Origin of the sequence: Polaribacter sp. HaHaR_3_91, assembly GCF_019278525.1 — a bacterium.
Classification (GTDB): Bacteria; Bacteroidota; Bacteroidia; order Flavobacteriales; family Flavobacteriaceae; genus Polaribacter.
Genome location: NZ_CP058986.1, coordinates 1,905,977 through 1,924,769 on the forward strand (window position 1 = coordinate 1,905,977; position 18,793 = coordinate 1,924,769).

The following is an 18,793-nucleotide window of genomic DNA, read 5'->3' on the forward strand; positions in this document are numbered from 1 at the left end:
GATGAAGGGGATAGTTTTTACAGAGTTTTTAGATTTAGTTGAGGAAAAGTTTGGTTTAGAAATGGTTGATAAAATTATTTCTCAATCAGAATTAGCCTCTGAAGGAGTGTACACATCTATAGGAACCTATAGTTTTTCTGAAATGTTACAATTGGTAACTAACTTAAGTGGTAATACAGGTATCTCTACAGATGATTTACTTTTGGTTTATGCAGAACATTTTTTTTCCGTTATAAAAACGAGTTATCCCGGTCTTTTAGAAACATATAAAGACCCAATAGAAATGTTAGCTTCTATAGAAAATCATATACATGTAGAAGTTCAAAAAATATATCCAGATGCAGAACTACCAACATTTGTTGTAGAAGAAAAAACAGATAACTCTATTATAATGCTTTATAAATCTAGCAGAGCAATGCATCACTTTGGATTAGGTTTAATGAACAAAACTTTTGAACATTTTAATGCAAAGGCATCTATTGTTTTAGAGAAAATTAAAGAAGACGGAACAGAAGTAAGGTTTATTGTCCACAAAATTTAAAAAAGGTTTTATTTATATCAGAATTTTTTATGAGCTAAAAATAAATTTAAGAGCTATATTATAAAAGAAATATAAAATGAATACCCCTTTAAAAGAAAATCAAGACCAAATAGGAATATTACAACGCGCTCTAAAACGCGAAAAAGCAGCAAGGAAAGCTGCCGAAAAAATTCTTGAAGATAAGTCTAGAGAATTATATTCTAAATCTGAAGAGTTAACAGAACTTTTAAACGAGAAATCATCTACACTAGAAGGAGTTTTTAAAAACATTAATGATGCATATTTAGTTATGGATTTATATGGAAATGTTTTAAAGATGAATGAAGTTGCTGTAGAAGTTTTTGGCTATGATATAAATAAAGAGGCATTTAATCTTTCGAAAATTGTTTATAAAGAAGATTTAGAATATACCGCTAAATCTTTTAATAAATTATACACAGAGGGGTCTTTTAATGATTATACCGCAAGAATTGTTGATAAGAATAATAATCTAAAGTGGATAGAAGTAAATTGTTCTTTAATTTATAATAAAGAAAATAAACCAATTGCTGCCCAAGGTATTATTAGAGATGTTAGCGAATGGGTAAGGATGAAAAAGCAATTAGAAGATCAAAAACACCAGTTAAGTATTATTATAAACAACTCTCCTATTGGTATTACTTTATCTAGAAATGATCAAAAAGGATTATTATTAATAAATAATTCTTTAAAAGAAATGTTAGGTTATTCTTCAGAAGAATTTGATAATATTAAAGTTGGAGACTTAACACACCCAGATGATATAGAAAAATCTAAAAAACTAACAGATCAACTTTATAAGGGAGCAATAAGTACTTACAATTTAGAAAAAAGATATATAAAAAAGAATGGCGATGTTTTATGGGCAAAAGTTACAGTTACTGCCGTAAAAGATGACAATAATATTATTAACTATAATGTAGTTACCGTAGAAGATATTGAGAAAGAAAGATTAGATAAAGAAAAAATTATAGAATCAGAAAATAGATTATCTGCGCTTGTTTTAAATTTAAATAGTGGTATTATTTTAGAAGATGAAAATAGAAAGATAGTTTTATCCAATACCAAATTTTGTCAACTATTTAATATAGATGTACAACCAACTGATTTAATAGGTATGGATTGTAGAGAAGCATCTGAACAGAATAAAGTTTTATTTAAAGACTCTTCTAATTTTGTTCAAAGAATGAATGAAATTGTAGAAAATAAAGTAGCTGTTTTTGGTGAAGAACTAGAAATGGTTGATGGTAAAATTTTAGAACGAAATTATACACCTGTTATAGTTAACGGTAAAATAAAAGGTTATTTATGGGCATTTAGTGATGTAACCTTAGAGAAGAAATACAACTTAAGTTTAGAGGTAGAAAAAGAAAAATACAGCAATATTATAGCTAATATGAATTTAGGATTGCTAGAGATTGATATAGATGATCAAATTTCGATGGTAAACCAAAGTTTTTTAGAAATGTCTGGTTATGCCAAAGAAGAATTATTAGGAAAAGTAGGTCGTGATATTTTTACATTAAAAGGTAGTCCGGAGGTTTTAAAAAATCAAAAAGAAAAACGACTTAGAGGTGAGTCTACTTCTTATGAAATTAAAACGGAAAATAAAAAAGGAGAAACTAAATATTGGTTGGTAAGTGCTGCTCCTAATTACAATTTATTTGGAGAAAATATTGGGTCTATTGCCTTGAGTCTTGATATTACAGAAATTAAAAAATTAGAATTACAAAAAGAACAAATTTTAAAAGAATTAGAAAACAGTAATGAACATTTGCATGAATACGCACATATTGTTTCTCATGATTTAAAATCTCCGCTTAGAAGTTTAGAAGCTTTAATTTCTTGGATTAAAACAGATAATGAAGGAAAATTTGATGAAATAACACTTCAAAATTTTGACCTTTTAGAAACTACACTAGAAACTATGGAAAAATTAATTTCTGATGTTTTAGAGTATTCGAGTGCAGGTTCTATTACACAAGAAGATGAAGAGGTAGATTTAAATACTACGCTATGCGATTTACAAAAGGTTTTATTTATACCAGAAAATATTTCTGTTAATGTCTTAAAAATATTACCGATAATAAAAGGAGATAAAACAAAATTTCAGCAGTTATTTCAAAATTTTATAAGTAATGCAATTAAATTTTGTGACAAAGAAATAGGGATTGTAGAAGTAGATTATATAGAAGATACTACTTTCCATCAATTTTCTATAAGAGACAATGGTATTGGAATTGAAAAGAAATATCATGATAAAATTTTTGAAGTTTTTACCTCTTTAAATAAAAGAGAAGATTCAACAGGAATAGGCTTGTCAATTGTAAAAAAAATAATTGACTTACATGAGGGAGCTATTTGGTTAGAAAGTGAACCAAATAAGGGAACTACTTTTTATTTCACCATTAAAAAAACTTAAATGAAAACCGTACAACTTAAAAAACATAAAAATGCTGATTGGAAATACTTATCGGAAAATATAACTTTAAAAGCACCGTTAGTACTTGTATTTGGAAATAGATATTTATTAGAAGATGAAATTATTTTTGAAGAAATTAGAGACAAATTTAAAGACGGACATATAGTTTTTGGTTCGGCTTGTGGAGATATTTCATCAGAATCTATTGATGATGAAAGTATTACTATTACAGCTATAGAGTTTGAAAAAAGTAATTTTATTATTAAAACTACAAATGTTTTAAATGCTGCTTCTGATGCTAAAGTAGATAGTTTTAAAGTTGGAAAGGATTTAATTAGCCAATTTTCTGAAGAAGGTCTAAAGCACATTTTTGTAGTTTCTGAAGGTAGTTTTATAAATGGTAGTCAATTAACAGAAGGCATGAATTCGGCTACAGATAATAACTTATTAATTACTGGAGCTTTGTGTGGTGATGATGCTAGATTTGAAAAAACAATAGCTTCTTATAACGAAAAACCAAAACCAGGAGAAATAGTTGCCATTGGTTTGTATGGAGAATCTTTAGAAATAACATTTTCTATTAATGGAGGTTGGACTCCTTTTGGACCAGAACGAATTGTAACAAAATCTGAAGGAAATACGTTATATGAATTAGATAACTTACCAGCATTAGATTTATACAAAAAATATTTAGGAGAAAAATCTAAAGAATTGCCAGGAGCAGCCTTATTGTATCCATTAAATGTAAAAACAGAAAATGGACACAATACGATTGTAAGAAGTATTTTAAATATAAACGAAGCTGAAAATTCTATGATTTTGGCTGGTGATATCTTAGAGAATTCTAAAGTACAATTAATGATGACCAATGTAGATAATATTGTAAATGCAGCAGAAAAAGCGGCTAAAAGTGCACTAGAGTTTAGAAATAAAAAACCAGAATTAGCAATTTTAGTAAGCTGTATTGGTAGAAAATTGGTTTTAGACCAAAGAGTAGAAGAAGAGGTAGAAGAAGTGATAGAAGTTGTAGGAGATACAACAACAATAACAGGCTTGTATTCTTATGGAGAAATTGCTCCTTTTATTGGAGAAAATAGTTGTCAACTTCATAACCAAACCATGACAGTTACACTAATAAGCGAATAATGAATTCTTTATTAAAAAGACAAATAAGAAAGTATCTACCCCAAGAATTGCAATCTAATGAAGATTTAGAGCGGTTCTTAGATGCTGTTGATAAATCTTATACTACTTCAGAAGAGCAGTTTTTAATGCTTCAGAGAGCTACTAAATTTAGTTCTGAGGAGCTATTTTGTGCAAATGAGCAGCTTAGAGAAGAATCTGATTCTCAGAAAAAAGTAATCTCAAAATTAGAAAGTGTCATAGACAAATTACAGTTTTATGATTTAAAAAATAACCGTCCTAAAGAAAGCGTAGATTCTTTAAAATTGGTTGACTTTATTGATGATCAAACTAAAGAAATCATTAAAATTAATCAGCAAAAAGATAAACTTTTAAGAAATTTAGAACGACAAAATCAGGAATTAAATGATTATGCTCACATGGTTTCTCATGATTTAAAATCTCCTCTACAAAGCATTGAAGTTTTGACTGCATGGGTCTTAGAAGATTATTCTGGGGTTTTAGATGCTGCCGGAAAGGAAAATTTACAATTTATTAGAGACAATGTAGAGAAAATGGACACACTTGTAAAAGGAATTTTAGAATACTCTACAATCGGTAGAATGGAAAAAGATATTTATGATGTAAATTTAAATGATTTAGTAAATAACTTAAAAAAGAAAGAAGAAAAATTAAATAGCGCTACTTATATAATTCCTGAAAGATTACCTACCATCAAAGGTGATAAATTTAGATTAGAGCAATTATTTTTACATTTATTAGATAATGCTGTCAAATTTAATGATAAAAAAGAACCTACGGTAGAAATAGGTTTTACTGAAGATTCTGATTTTTGGAAATTTTACATAGAGGATAATGGAAATGGAATTGATAACAAATATTTTGATAAAATATTTGTTGCATTTCAAAAATTAGAAGATGATTATAAATCTACTGGAATAGGTTTGTCTATCGTAAAAAAAATTGTTGAAGTATATAATGGAGAAATTTATTTAAAATCTGAGCAAAATGTGGGTTCTACTTTTTACTTTAGCATAAAAAAATAAAGATGGAACAACCAAACTTAATATATATAGAACAATTAGCAAGAGGAGATGAATCTATTAGAGCAGAGCTTATTGGGGTGATTAAAACAGAGTTTCCTGAAGAAAAGAAAGAATACCATAATAGCTTAGAGCATAAACAATTTAAAAAAATTGAAGAAAATGTTCATAAGATTAAACATAAAATTAGTATTTTGGGACTTGAAAAGAGTTACGAAATGGCAAATAAGTTTGAACATAATCTTAGAGAACAAAGTTTAGAAGGTCAGGAAGATTTTGATAAAATTTTAAAAGCAATTTCAGACTATATAGAAACTATATAAGTTTTATGAATTGTATTATTATTGATGATGAAAAAATGGCAAGGGCTATTATAAAAACCCTTTGTAATGAAGTTAAGTCGTTAAACGTTGTTGAAGAGTTTTCTGGAGCTATTGAAGCCATGAAATATTTGATAGAAAATACGGTAGATTTAATTTTCTTAGATATCCATATGCCTGGTTTTAGTGGATTAGACTTTATAAAAACCTTAAAAAACCCACCTAAAATTATCTTAACAACTTCAGATCCTAAGTTTGCCATTGAAGCTTTTGAGTATGATTTTATTATAGATTATTTATTGAAACCGTTAGAATTTCCTCGATTTAAGAAAGCTATTCTTAAAGCAGAAACTAAAACGATTTCTATTAATGAACCTAAAAAAGAAGTTGTTGATTCTAAAAAAGTTGATAACGATTTTTATATTAATATCGATCGTAGATTAATAAAAATAGACTTACCAAGTATTTACTTAATAGAAGCTAAAGGAGATTATATTAAAATAAAAACAGAAACCAAAGATTATACGGTTCACTCTACACTTAAGAAGATAGAAGAGAAGTTGCCTGAATCCCTTTTTTTAAAAATACATCGTTCATATATCATCAATATTAAAAAAATTATAGATATTGAAGATAATAGTGTCTTAATCAAAAAAGATGTTATCCCTGTTAGTAGGTCTAAACGTCCAGAATTAATGAAAAGACTAGACTTACTTTAATGCTTGTCTAAACAAGTCTTACAGCTCATCTATAGTTAAAGTGTTAGTGGCTAAAAGTTTATAAACCACCTTTACTTTGTGCTTATTTTTGTGATATAATGAAACATATCATAGAAAAAATAGTGCTAATTCTCCTTTTAATAACAATTGGAAACACAAATGCTCAAACAGACAAAAGTAATTTTGTTGGTGGAGATCGTGTGAAAAATAAGCAACAATTTTATAAAAAGAATTCTACAAATTCTTTTATCGATTATTTACCAGAAACAGGAATGAATCATACAGAAACAGCATTAGTTTCGATTCCTGAAAAACTTGTTGTAAATAAAAATATAAAAGATTTTTTATCGGTAGTTTATCATCAAGGAGATCAACAAGTGGCATCTGTTATAGCTACTGAAACAGAAGGCGGTATTTATAATCATTTTAAAGCAATTTGTAACAGGTTTAATGGCGTTAGTTTAGACAGTATTAATACAATTTTAATTAAAGAACACAAATTAATAAAAACTAAAATTAGCAACGTCTCAGGTGAAACAGAATATACTTTAAGTTTTTCTATTAATACACATAGAAAAGAACATGAGTTGTTTAGTTTTTGGAACATAGACCAATATCCTTCGAGTAATTATCAAAATTATTTTATTTGGGGAAGTTCTTTCGCTCAGGTTTATTCAATAGCAGATTATATTATAGAACAGCATACTGAAAAAAATAACTTAAAAAGTACTTTGGTACCTAAGGTATTACCTAATGTTTTTGTGAAAAAAGGAACTTATTCTAACGGCATTGTTCATTTAAATTTGGTAAATAGAACACAAGAGAAATCTGTTAATTTTGTTGGTAATATAGCAGAAACTGAGATTGCAGAGCATGTTAAAGTGGCTAATACGTTTTCTCTATCAGGAGCATATAATGAAGTTTTATCAATACAAACAGGCGTTTTATTTGATATTGGTTTTTATTTAGAAACTTCTTCTTCTTCTCAAAAAGATGATTTGTATTTGGCAGGTGGAACATGGGGTTTAGATTATTTAAAAGAATATGTAACGGTTTCAGACTTTGAAGTACATACTTTTGAAAGAGAATTAAAAGAGGATGTATATGAGGTAGAAAGAAGTGTTAAGGCTATTGGAGAGGTGAAAGGAAATATTAATTTATTTAGACACCTTTTACCTGAAAATAAAACTTTAAATGTAACTCAATATGACTTGATTAATTTTAATATTAAAAATAATGAGCCTGTAGAAATAGTACTTATGTCTGGTGAAGATAGAGCTTGGGAAAATAGGTTACGTTATACAATTCCTGTAAATTCAGAAGAAAAAAGGTATAGTATTTCATTCTTAGATTTTGTAGATCATCAAGGAAATCATGTAAATATTTCAGATATTAAAACTATTGTATTTTCAATTATAGGTGATTATACCAATTACAAACCTTTTAATTTTGATATAAATAAAATAGCATTTACAACAAATAGTAATTTAAGTACAGATGATCTTATCCTAGAAAATAATAACAAATTAATAAATTACCCTAATCCTTTTACGAGTTCTACAACAATTCAACTTTCAGCAGCTTCTAATGATATTCAAATTCAAGTTTATGACTTAATGGGTAGAGTAGTAGATATTCAAAAAATAAGCAGCCGTTCTTCTTTTACAAAAGTACAATACAATGCTCCTCAATTAAAAAAAGGAGTTTATAAATATAATTTGATTGACGATGAATACAAGCAACATTCCGGAACCTTTATCGTCAAGTAGTCCCCCAATTTCTAGAAGGAATGTTATTAGGCGAAAGAGAAATCTTTTGCCTTATTTTTTATATAAAGGTTTTCTTAAAAAAATCCATTTAAATCTTACACCAAACTCTGTATATGTAAAACCAGCAGAACCTGCAGTGGCAACAGCAGAAGCAATATTACTTTGTAATCCGTAGATATTTAAGAGTGCGCGTTCGGAAAACTTATAGCCTAATTTAGCTTGAACCCTATAGGTGCTAAGTGCGTCATCACCTTCTATGTATTGCAAACCAGTAGCCGCCGTTAATCCATAAAACCACTCCTTGTTTTTTGCAGCCGCTTCATCTTTAATAAGATTAACAAAAATCTCTACAGCATTAAATTTACTAGGACTAAAATAATTATCTCTAGATTCTTTAAAAGAGATGTTCTGGTAATTAAATCCTGCTTTTATAGAAGGTTTTGCAAAAATATTATAGTAAAGAGAAGTAAATAATAGGTTTCTAGCGTTGTCATCACTTTGCCAAGTATAATAATACTGAGTAAACCAACCTAAATTAAAGTTGGTATTTAAGCTATAATTTAAAATAAGATTATTTTGCACAATTTCATCATTCAATAATGTTGCATTAAAATTCTGAACATCTCTTTTGTATCCTAATTCTAAGCTTTGAAGCTTAAATGGTTTTATATTAAGTGAAATATCTGTTAATAGTTGATTGTATTTTTTTGATTCTGAATCAGAAGAAGTAACACCAAAACTACCTTTTAAGGTTAGGTTATTTAGTAATTGATAAGAAACACCTAACAATAAGTTATTTGTAGTGGCTTTTAATGAGTCAATTTGATTATTAAGAGTTGTTCTAAAGTTATAGTTTGCTAAAATTTTAAACTTTGTAGAAAACGGAACTTCAGCTTTTAGGTCGTATGCATTTGCTTCGTTATTTCCATTATCATAAGAATAAGAATATTTGGTTTCTACATACGGAGTAAAACTTAAATCTAGTTCCTTAATAAAATTAGAGGCATCTTTTTGTTTTTCATAAAAAACTAAAGTGTTTTCTGCACTTTTATAAGCACTATTATAATAGCCAGATGCTTTTAAAGCATTTGCTTTTCCTAAATTACCATCAAAAGAAGCACTGTCTTTTTTTAAGATTAAATTATAATCATTAATACTTTTCTTAAAATCACTTTTATAAATATTAAGTGTTGCTCGTAAAGAAAGCATCCAGTTTTCTGGGGTTTTATTATCATCTAATAGTTTATCAATTTCAGTTTTGGCAGACGTATATTTTTTATTCCAAATTAAAGCTTGAATGTATCTTTCTATCGTTTGTTTTTTTAAGGTTTCAGAGGTGTTTTTATCAATACTTTTTAGCGCTGTTTTGCTTACAGTTAATGCTGTTTTATCATCACCATCTAAGTGATGTGCTAAAGCGATTCCATTTAACGAAATAAGTTTATCTTCTGGCTTTTTACCTATAATTTCATAAGTGTTTTTTGCTTTTTCTATTTGTTTAGAAATTAAATATAAATTAGCAAGGTTTAGTAATGTTTCTTTATCGTCTTTAAATGAAGTGAAATTTTCTTTTAAAATGGTTTCTGCTTCCTTATATTTTTGATCACTTACTTTCTTACTTGCCAAGCCTAATCTCATGTATTTTTTAGAAACCAAAGCATTAGGATTACCAGGAAGTACCTCTAAGGCTTTGTCTACATTTATTAAAGCAGCTTTAAATTCTTTTAAATTAGATAAGGTATTAGCATAGCCTAATAATGCAGCAAAGCTTTTATCATTTTCTTTTAATAATGTTTGATAATAGATTTTTGCATCAGGGTAGTTTTTACTCCAAAGCAAAGACTCTGCATAATTAAGTTTTACTTCAAAATCTGTAGGGTAATCTTTTAATAAGTTGGTAAAAAGTGTTACGGCAGCAGTATCTTTCCCATTTAAACCAATAGCTCTTCCGTAACAAAGTCTGGCCGTTTTATTTGTAGGATACTCTTTTAATATGTCTTTAAAAAAAACTTCGGCTTCCTTGTATTTACCTGTTTCTAAATAGGTAAAGCCTTCTTGCATGTCTTGACTAAAACTTTGTATACTAAAGAAAAGAAAGAAGATCAGTGTTGAATATAAAAATTTCATAGATTTTGATTTAGCTTTGGCAAGTTAAGCATTAGTAATTAATCATTAAACTATATAAAAGTGTTTTTCAACCTAGAAATGTATTATTTTTAAAGGATCTAGATGATATTTGTCTAAGTATTACTTAAAAATTGAATGTTACTAATATCAGTAATTTTTGACTAATTGTAAAATAATAAAAGAATACTAGTGATTGTAAAGAAATTTATAATAATTTTAAAAGCCTAAATAGGATCATAAATTAGCAAAAAAATGCAAGAAATTATAAGGTTTGTAAAAAAAGGTATAAAACCTGAACAATTATTTATGCTAAGTGTGCTCTTAGTAAACGGAGGTAATTATATATATAATTTAGTTTTAGGAAGGGTTTTAGGTCCTGAGAAATTTGCAGATGCTGCTATTTTAATTACTTTTTTATTGGTTTTATCTTTTGTAGCCATGACTTTTCAGTTGGTAACAGCTAAGTTTTCTGTACTTTTTGAGGATAGTATTTTTTCGGGTTTTATTTCTAAAATTTATAAAAATGCTTTATTTACAGGAATTATTTTAGGTATTGCAATCATTGTTTTTGCTACACAATTACAACATTTTTTTAAAACGACTTCTTCTACAATGTTTGTTATTTTTGGAGTTGGTGTACCATTTTACTTTTTAATGAGTGTAAATAGAGGTGTTTTTCAAGGAAAGCAGGAATTGAAATCACTGTCTGTAACTTATCAATCAGAAATGATGAGTAGGTTATTATTAACATTTGCCTTGTTGTATTTTCTAGACATAGATTCTTCATTGATAATTGCTATTGGTATTTTTTTCTCTTTTGTTTTTGGGTTAATTCCTTTTAGAACGAGTAACTTTTCTTTATTCAAACCTTTTAAATTAGACAATGTTAATAAGAAATTGGTAAAGAATTTTTTTATTATTACGGCGTTTTATGAGTTAACTCAAATTATTATAAACAATAGTGATATTTTGCTAGTAAAACATTATTTTGATTCTTATGAAGCAGGTTTGTATGCTTCTTTAGCTTTAATAGGTAGAGTTGTTTATTTTATTGCTTGGATGTTTGTAATGTTACTTTTGCCAACAGTAGTTCAACTTAAAAAAGAAGGAAAAGATACGTTACCTATCTTATTAAAATATGTAGCATATATTGGCTTTATAGCTGCAACTATTGTAATTAGTTGCTTTTTCTTTCCCAATGAAATTATTAATATTTTATTTGGTAATGAATACGTGTCTGTAGCGTCATTACTATGGAAATATGCATCAGCAACAGGTATTTTTGCAATTTCAAACATATTTGCTTATTATTATTTATCATTAGACAAGTATGTGCCCGTTGTTCTGTCTGGTATTTTTGGAATGTTACAAATTGTTTTAGTTGTACTTTTTCATGAAAGTTTAGAACAAGTTGTACATGTGCAAATTATAGCAATGGTTTTATTATTAATAGTACAACTTAGTATCTTCTTTTTTAAAGATTCTAAGTCTTCCAAAAACCCAAAAGAAATAACCTAGAAGCAATGTCTATAGTTATTTTCCAATCAACTATATATAATTGCGTTTGAGCAGTTTATTTAATTAAAATTGCTGCAAAATTTTGAAATTTGTAGTACCATAAAAAAACAATATGAAATTAGCAATCGTAACAGCGTATCCACCAAGTAAAGTAACCCTAAACGAATATGCATATCACTTAGTTAAAAGTTTTAGGTTGAAAGAAAAGGTTACAGAATTAATTCTTTTAACCGATGAAACTCCAGGTGAAAAAGAGATTCAGTTTGAAGCAGATGGTTGTAAAATTACGGTAAAAGAATGTTGGCAATTTAATAGCTACGCTAATACTAATAATGTTATAAAAGCAATTAATGAAACAAAGCCAGATGCTGTTTTATTCAACTTACAATTTATGAAGTTTGGAGACAAGAAAGTTGTTGCTGCATTAGGATTAACATTGCCATTAATTTGTAAGGTGAAAGGAATTCCTACCATTGTTTTATTACATAATATTTTAGAACAAGTAGATTTAGAAAGTGCCGGATTTACCTCAAATAAATTGGCTCAAAAAGTATATAATTTTATTGGTACTTCATTAACAAAGTTGATCTTAAAAGCAGATTTAGTTGCGGTTACCATGGATAAATATGTAACAACTTTAGTAGATAAATACAAGGTTGATAATGTGAAAATGATTCCTCACGGAACTTTTGAAATTCCAGAAAATCCATCACAAAAATTACCTGAAGGTCCTTTAAAGATTATGACTTTTGGAAAGTTTGGGACCTACAAAAAAGTAGAATCTATGATTGAAGCTGTAGAAATTGTAAGAAGAGAAACAGGTGTAGATTTAGAAATTGTAATTGCAGGAACAGACAACCCAAATGTACCTGGTTATTTAGAGAATGCTCAAGAAACTTACAAACATGTACCACAACTTACGTTTACTGGGTATGTAGAAGAAAATGAAGTAGCACCGTTGTTTACAGAAAGTGCTGTAGTTGTTTTTCCTTATACGTCTACAACCGGAAGTTCTGGAGTATTACATCAAGCTGGAAGTTATGGTAGAGCAGTGGTAATGCCTAATTTAGGAGATTTAGCAACCTTAATTGAAGATGAAGGTTATAGAGGTGAGTTTTTTGAACCAGAAAGTGTAACAAGTTTGGCAAATGCAATTAAAGCAATTGTAACAGATGATACATATAGAATAGAACTTGGCGAAGCAAATTACAAAGCAGCAACGGCGTTCCCTATGGCAAGAATTACAGATATTTATTTAGAAGAATTTGATAAAATTATATCCAAAAAGAAGTCATAATTATTCTTTAGAAATGTATTTATAAGATAATTTTTTTTCTCCTTTATTATTGATAAAACCAAATTTCTTCTGCGGATTAGTTCTCCAAGGCAGTCTACCTAAAACCTCTTTAGGAACCACATCAAAATCATATAAAGTCCATGACATAAAAGGAACAGAGTTCTTTGTCAGGACTTTTTGTATTTCTTTATAATAGTTAGCTTGTTTTTCTTCAGAACCAACAAAAGGTCTCCAAAAACCACCATAAGATGATAGCCCAAACTCTTGTAATACAATAGGTTTGTCTTTTATTTCTTCTTTTAAGGCTAAGTATTCATCCTCAAAATTAAGTAAGTCTTCATAATAGTGAAAAGAAACAACATCTACTTTGTCTTTTAAAATAGTGGCACTTTTGGTGTTAGACCAACCAATGGTTACGGGATGTTTTTTATCAATATTTTTTATCAAAATAATCATAAAATCTAACCAAGCGGTTACATTTTCTTTACCTCTAGAGTTAAAATCTAAATTAGGTTCATTTTTTACGTCCCAAGCCAAAATAGCTTCATGTTCTTTAAAAGTTTCAACAATTTTCTCTGCATGTCTTTGGTTCAATGTCCAGTCTAAAACATCATAATTTCCATAAAAATCAAACAAAGTAACCACAACTTTTAGGTTTTCTGCTAATGCGGTGTCTAATACGTTTTTTAATTTTTCTAGTTTTTCTGGTTTCACATTTGCTTTACCAAAATCTTCATAAGGCACAAAAATTCGAATAGAATTTAATGCAGCCTCTTTTATAATTTTAAAATCGTTTTTTATAATATCAATATCAAATTCATCACCGTACATATTCCATGGGGTCGCTTGTGGGTAATAATTGATCCCTTTAATATCAGCAAATTCTAAGGATCTTTTTACAGGAGTATTTTTAAAATTTTCCGAAGCTTCTTTTACCATGTGTCTTACGCGCCAAAAGCCATCTTCTAATAATAATACATATTTGTAAGAAGTAACTTCGGTAGTTTCTAAGATTAACTTTTCATCTTTAAAAACCTTTTTATACTCGATTGCATTGGTGTCTTTTAAAACAATTAATTGTCCGTCTTCACTAAAAAACTCGATGTCTAAATTATGTTCTAATGTAGTAGCTTCTATAGAAGTGTTGTTCAGTTTGTTGTAATCTAAATTAGCATAGATGTTTTTTCTTGCACTTTTAGTAAAGTAATCTTCTATACCAACTCTTGTGTTTGTTTTGTAAGCAATTTGCTTTACATACCACGCGTCTAAATAATCGTTTTGCACGGCAGCAATTTTTTGAGGACTTATTTTTCTGCCTTCATTACCATCATCTTTCCATGTTACTTTAGGTAAGTATTGTTCTACTTTTTTAACTTCTGTATGCAACATTTTGCTTCTATCTGCACCAGTGTTTAAAAAACTGTATAGAGAGCTTACCAAGAATAAAAGAACGCCAATTATTGCTAGGTAAGTTAGCATTAACACACCTCTAAGAATTTGTTTATTTATTTTTACCATAATTTAATACTTTTAAAATCTTTTTTAAGACCTGCAGTTTCAATACTAAAATCATAAACATCATTTTCAAAAATATTGGGATCTAAGTAAAAAATTGCTATCCCGTTTAAAGACTCATTATATTTTTCTTTGATAAGTACGTTGTTTTTATAAATAGATAGTTTTACAGATAAACCATCTGGAATGATTTGATCCATAAAACTTTTTAAAGGACCAATTTTAATACTTCTATTCTTCTCTAAAAAGGAAACGATATAATCTTCAACAACTTTTTTATACTTTACTGTTATTGTATTGCTTTCTGCAATACCAATAAAATAGGCTTGCACGTTCCAAGTATCTTCAAAATCTGGATGTATAATTTTTGCGTGTGCGACTCCGTTTACAGTAGTACCAGCAGTTTTTAAAATATTTCCTTTTTTATTCGTAACGTAAAATTCAATATAACTACCATCACTAACAATATTTTTATTTTTGTCTTTTATTGTTGATGTAAAAAAAGTTGTTATTTGATTTCCATCTGCATACTCATGATTTCTACGAACATATAGTTTAAAGTTAGTAGCAATTGCTGGCATTACATTTACATCAAATTCTTTAGAATTTAAACCGAAAGATTCTGAGGAAATAATCATTCTACCACTTTTTTTAGGAGCATAAATATTTTTATGACCAATTAGCTTATCTGTAAAAATAGCTTCGGTTTTTTCAGATTTTAGAAATTGATACTTTACATCCACCTTACTTTTATTCGGTATAGGGTTGTCTAAGCTATCTGTTGGTATTACCACCAGCATTGTGTAATCGGTATCACCTGCATCTATACTTGGCGGACCTAAATAAGTTTCTATGGATGTTGGTTCTTGCAGAGGTGAAATAGAAATGTTCCCTGAAATTATGGTATCTGTTTGTGTGGTTTTCCAAGAAAGTATTCCTCTTTTTCTTGTTAAAAAATCGGGGATTTTAAATGTAACTTTTTTATTGATACTTTTAGATTCTATTACTGTAGCTCCATAACTGTTAGTACAATATAATTGAAATGTGGTATCTTTTTTAACTTTAAAATCGAGTGATATTTTATCACCAACCAGATAATTTATTTTTGTTGATACTAATAAAACAGCAGGTTTTTTAGTTGTTGTTTCTTGTGAAAAAAAAGAAACAATAACCAATTGAAAGAGAAGTAGAAAAAATACTTGTTTTAATTTCATTATTTAGGATTACCGATATACATACTTAATTCTATTCTAACATAGCTAAAAAGTGGATGGATTACTTTTTGTAGTTTACCAATAGTATGGTTTTTTATTCTATTTGGCATTATTTTAGAAGCAATATCTTTATTTGGTAAACCGTTTACAAAGCAAAAATCCATATTTTTACTTATTGTTTTAATGGTTGGGTTTAGAGGAATAGCATAATTAAAACGAATTTTTCTTTCTTGTCGTATCCCTTCTTTTAAAAATAAATTATCCACCCAAATCATTTCTTTATCCTTGTTATAAAATGTAATAATTAATTGAGGAACCGTAATTTCTTGAATTCCACTATTAAATAAAGTTCCGCTTATGCTAGTTGGTTTTATATTAATTTCACTTAAAACAATATCCTTAAACAAGTCCGAATTGGTTGTGTTTCCTGCAGCTTGTAAGTTAAATTTTGTGGGTTGCTCACTGAGTTCTATAGGTGTAAATTCGTCAGGATTAAAAGTTTTAGGAATAGAATCTTTTGTTTTAGACCAAGCAATACCTTCAAAATTAATTCTAAAAGCACTAATCTCTTTTGGCATTAATTTGTGTTTTAAAATGTGTTTAGCATTATAAGTAGCCAATTCTTTATTCTCATCATTATAAAGTGTCCCTTTTAAGACTACGTCTGATGGAACATTATCTATATTTTGTACTTCTCCAATAATAGCATAACGTTTGTTAAACTTTATTAGTTTGGCAGAAACAATTTCTAAAACGGGTTGTTTTAAAACATCTTCGTGATGGGTTTGTTCTGTAGTAATTCTTCTTCTTCCTTGATTAAAATAACCTGTAGAATTCTTAGAATATAATTGATCTGGTGGTAAATCTATCGATTTTCTTGTTGGTTTTAAATACCACTTACTGTTTCTTTTAACAGTTGTTTTAAATTCAGTTTTTGATAATTTTTCTAATGGAGTAATCCATTTTGTTTCTACCTTTAAAGTGGCCAAACTATCTGTCTGCTTTATAATCTCTGTGGTTATAGCGTCTAACTTTGCATAAGAACTTAACAAGCCATCTGTAACAGATATCTCTAGTAAATATTGTGCTCTTGTAAGCTCATCTTTTGGATCTATGTAGGTATAACTTTTATTCAACTCTTTAAAATCGACAGCGTCATAATATGCTTTTACTACATTTTCTGGAGATCTTTGTGTATCGTTTTTAATATAAAACATATAGCATGCATAACCAATTGTAATTATTAAAATAACTGCCCAGAGATGAAATGCTTTTAATACAATTCTCGGAAACTTATTGTAATCTACTTTAAATTTAAAGTATACAGGAACAGCTTTAAACTTTGTTTTTAAACTATGAACAAATAAGGACTGTATATTTAAAATAAATGCAATAAGTACAGTTAAAAAAGGAATGATCCCCCAAATTATTTTTACCCAAGCAGGTACATCTTCTTTGGGTAAAATAGATGAAATAGGGGGTACGTTTAATTTTTCCCAAACCATAATGCCGTTCTCTAATTGCGATAAACGCTGCCATCCGCAGAAAAATAATACGGGGTCATAAAATTTATCATTAGAAAAAATATATTTTAAATTATACTTTTCTGGTGTTGTTAAAAATTGTTGCAGAGAACCAATACCGGCAACTCCTTTAAACTTTGAGTTTTCTAAACGTTCTATAGGTCTTGTTGTTAGCTCTGGCAAACGTCTAGCAGAGTGATAATTACCATCTACACTCATTGCGTTTGTTTGGGCCGCTAACCACGCCATTTGATCTCCAAACCCCAACGTTAAATACCTCCAATGGTCATGCGAATCTTGACTTAGAAAGTTTACAATAGGAAGCATTTTTATCTTTTGAGGTTGAGAAGGTCTAAAATATCCCAAACTCATGGTAAAAATTACCATAGAAACATAAAAAGCGGCCAAAAGTCCTCCTAATAAACGGTGATAAACGGCACCAAATCGTTCTTGTATTAGAACTTTTAAATCTCCTTCTACAAACCTATAGATAAACTCTCCAAATATAGGAATAGACATGATTGAACCCCAAAGTGTAAACCTGTCTAAGGTTAAAATATTAAAGGCCGTTTCACCTAAAATCATTTTAGGTATTGGTGTTGTGCCACCCGTTCCCAAAATAACTAACATGGTAAAAGACAATCCGAAAAATAAATACCTTTTACTAAAGTATCTGTAAAAGATATAAGGAAAAATGAATAGTAAAATTCCCCATGGAATTGTGAAAAATACTAAACCCGAAGATGTTATATCTATAAAACTGTCTCTAGATCCGTGAGGGATAGGTACTTGTGTTATTGGGTTTAATTTTGAATTCATCCAATAGGGAAAAATACAAAATATTATAAGGAACAGTGAAGAGAACCCAAACGCAAGGTTTTTCTTCAGTTGTTTCATAAATGTTTTTAGAAATAAAGATAAAGTAACTTCTTTATAAGAGTTAACTTCTTCTCTAGCAACATCCATAATAACTGTTCCTATTAAAGGAAATATAAAAAATAACATTCCAAAGATAGGGGTAACATGATGAGAAGTAACGGTAACAGCGATTAAGGAAAGAGAAGTAAAGAAAAATTTATATTTTCCCGTTTTAAGCCATAGGTATATTTCGGGTAACGAATGCATTAAAACAGAAACTCCTATAATACTGGGTAATTGACCAAATATATGCAAAGTCTCTACAAAAGAAGACGAAAAAACAGCTAAAATAGCAGCATAACCAGCAACAGTTCTATTAGATGTTATTAATAAAGAATATCTGTAGGCCCCAGTAACAAATAGAACAATGGCTATTAGAGCCACTGTAAACATCCCAAATTTTAAGCCTCCGATTAACGATAAAGCTCCAATTGTTTGATGCACCAATGGAGGATAACTCTGCACCGTAAAGCCAGTATACCATTTATAATTCCAAGGTTCAAACCAACTAGTTGCATAATGATCTGCAAAAAATAAATGAATTAAAGCGTCATAGGTAGTTTCTAATGTAAAGAAAATAGTAGAACCATGAAAAAGAACTGCCAATAGAATTGCAGTAATTAAGTATTTATTAGATTTTTCTTTCATTAATAGATATCTGACTTAGAATCATGTAAAGGTAAAAATTTTAAGCTTAGTTTTTTTT

13 protein-coding genes are annotated in these 18,793 nt (G+C 28.6%); 9 read left to right on the plus strand and 4 right to left on the minus strand.

Annotation, left to right across the window (positions count from 1 at the left end; all coding sequences use genetic code 11):
• Position 1 precedes the first annotated feature (1 nt).
• From H0I27_RS07945 to H0I27_RS07975, 7 genes are all read left to right on the plus strand, one after another.
• The gene (locus tag H0I27_RS07945) at positions 2–541 is read left to right on the plus strand and encodes a heme NO-binding domain-containing protein (RefSeq protein ID WP_218733412.1); all 540 of its coding nucleotides are present in this window, start codon (positions 2–4) and stop codon (positions 539–541) included.
• A 76-nt stretch (positions 542–617) separates the two neighbouring features.
• The gene (locus H0I27_RS07950) at positions 618–2,981 is read left to right on the plus strand and encodes a PAS domain S-box protein (protein WP_218733414.1); all 2,364 of its coding nucleotides are present in this window, start codon (positions 618–620) and stop codon (positions 2,979–2,981) included.
• Positions 2,982–4,127: an FIST signal transduction protein gene (locus H0I27_RS07955; protein WP_218733416.1), complete on the plus strand. Its 1,146-nt coding sequence runs from the start codon at positions 2,982–2,984 to the stop codon at positions 4,125–4,127.
• Positions 4,127–5,170 (plus strand): ATP-binding protein, encoded by a 1,044-nt coding sequence (locus tag H0I27_RS07960; RefSeq protein ID WP_218733418.1) that lies wholly within the window; start codon positions 4,127–4,129, stop codon positions 5,168–5,170. Before H0I27_RS07955 ends, H0I27_RS07960 begins: the two co-directional genes overlap by 1 nt.
• Before the next feature lie 2 nt (positions 5,171–5,172).
• On the plus strand, positions 5,173–5,490 hold the full coding sequence (locus H0I27_RS07965; protein ID WP_218733420.1) for an Hpt domain-containing protein: 318 nt from the start codon (positions 5,173–5,175) through the stop codon (positions 5,488–5,490).
• Between the two features lie 5 nt (positions 5,491–5,495).
• Positions 5,496–6,206, plus strand: coding sequence for a LytTR family DNA-binding domain-containing protein (locus H0I27_RS07970; protein WP_218733422.1), 711 nt, complete (start codon positions 5,496–5,498; stop codon positions 6,204–6,206).
• A 98-nt stretch (positions 6,207–6,304) separates the two neighbouring features.
• The gene (locus H0I27_RS07975; protein WP_218733424.1) at positions 6,305–7,975 is read left to right on the plus strand and encodes a T9SS type A sorting domain-containing protein; all 1,671 of its coding nucleotides are present in this window, start codon (positions 6,305–6,307) and stop codon (positions 7,973–7,975) included.
• 51 nt (positions 7,976–8,026) lie between these two features.
• Here the strand turns inward: H0I27_RS07975 and H0I27_RS07980 are convergent, their stop codons facing one another.
• Entirely contained in the window at positions 8,027–10,102 is a 2,076-nt protein-coding gene (locus tag H0I27_RS07980; RefSeq protein ID WP_218733426.1) for a lipopolysaccharide assembly protein LapB, read from the minus strand.
• A gap of 252 nt (positions 10,103–10,354) precedes the next feature.
• Between H0I27_RS07980 and H0I27_RS07985 the strand changes: the two genes are divergently transcribed.
• Together H0I27_RS07985 and H0I27_RS07990 are read left to right on the plus strand one after the other, a co-directional pair.
• Positions 10,355–11,620 (plus strand): oligosaccharide flippase family protein, encoded by a 1,266-nt coding sequence (locus tag H0I27_RS07985; RefSeq protein ID WP_218733428.1) that lies wholly within the window; start codon positions 10,355–10,357, stop codon positions 11,618–11,620.
• A 112-nt stretch (positions 11,621–11,732) separates the two neighbouring features.
• Entirely contained in the window at positions 11,733–12,917 is a 1,185-nt protein-coding gene (locus H0I27_RS07990) for a glycosyltransferase (RefSeq protein ID WP_218733430.1), read from the plus strand.
• Here H0I27_RS07990 and H0I27_RS07995 read toward each other — a convergent pair whose 3' ends face one another.
• From H0I27_RS07995 to H0I27_RS08005, 3 genes are read right to left on the minus strand one after another with little or no spacing between them, the layout of a single operon-like run.
• A complete protein-coding gene (locus H0I27_RS07995) occupies positions 12,918–14,435 on the minus strand; it encodes a glycoside hydrolase family 2 TIM barrel-domain containing protein (protein WP_218733432.1) in 1,518 nt (505 codons plus the stop codon).
• The gene (locus H0I27_RS08000) at positions 14,429–15,646 is read right to left on the minus strand and encodes a hypothetical protein (protein ID WP_218733434.1); all 1,218 of its coding nucleotides are present in this window, start codon (positions 15,644–15,646) and stop codon (positions 14,429–14,431) included. The genes H0I27_RS07995 and H0I27_RS08000 overlap by 7 nt, the downstream gene beginning before the upstream one ends.
• Complete coding sequence (locus H0I27_RS08005) at positions 15,646–18,735, minus strand: hypothetical protein (RefSeq protein WP_218733436.1); 3,090 nt, start codon at positions 18,733–18,735, stop codon at positions 15,646–15,648. Before H0I27_RS08005 ends, H0I27_RS08000 begins: the two co-directional genes overlap by 1 nt.
• Between the last annotated feature and the right edge of the window lie 58 nt (positions 18,736–18,793).